General features: G+C 60.2%; 1 protein-coding gene. It reads left to right on the top strand.

The window, feature by feature from the left end; translation table 11 throughout:
* Positions 1 to 14: 14 nt before the first annotated feature.
* The coding region (locus tag AC1DZ5_RS21530; protein WP_477892854.1) for a sugar phosphate isomerase/epimerase family protein at positions 15 to 860 on the top strand (846 nt) is incomplete at its 3' end.

The following is an 860-nucleotide window of genomic DNA, read 5'->3' as shown; positions in this document are numbered from 1 at the left end:
ACCAGGAGACCTGAATGAAGATAGCCCTAGACCCGTACATGATCCGGCACCTGTCGCTGCCCGAGCTGTGCCGTGCCACCGCCGAGCTGGGTTACGACCAGATCGAACTCTCCCCCCGCTCCGACTTTCTGGACTGGTGGGTCATGCCCCGCGCCACCAAAGAGCGCATAGCGGACTTCAAGTCCGCCATGAAAACCCACGGAGTGGGATTGGCCAGCCTGCAGCCCATGTACCGCTGGGCCAGCCCGTTTGAAGACGAGCGCCAATGGGCCATGCGTTGCTGGAGGAAGGCCATCGAAGTCTCGGTGGAGATGGGCTGTGAGCTCATGATCTCCGAATTTGGCCGGGGTGCCTCGCCCGAACGCTCTGTCGGTGAGCGCCCGGGCGCCAACACCAAAGAGATGTGCGAAGCCGCTTGGTTCCGCTCCATGGATGAATTGCTGCCGATCTTTGAGCGCGAAGGCATCACGCTGTCCGTAGAACCCCATCCCGAAGACTGGATCGAGACCATGCAGCCGGCGGCGGACATCGTAAAGAACATCGGCTCCAAGGCTTTGAAGCTGTCCTATATCGCTCCGCACACCTTTTATTACGGCGATGACATGGCGGCCCTGATCAAGGAAGCGGCCCCAGTCTTGGCCCATGTGCGGGTGGCAGATACCTTTAACCACAAGAAGAGCAGCCAGCTGCGCTACATCGTCAACCCACCGGGCTCTACGCAGATCCGGGTGCACCAGCACCTGGACATGGGCCAGGGAGAGATTAACTGGGATGTGTTCTTCGGCACGCTGGCTGACGTGAAGTTTGATGGCGTGCTCTCTTCTTGCGTCTTTGCCTGGGAAGAGCGGGCCGAAGACTCC

It is taken from the genome of Rhodoferax sp. P1_F3 (genome assembly GCF_056405715.1).
Note: the sequence above shows the minus strand (reverse complement) of the source record. Positions and strands in the feature narration are given on the sequence as shown.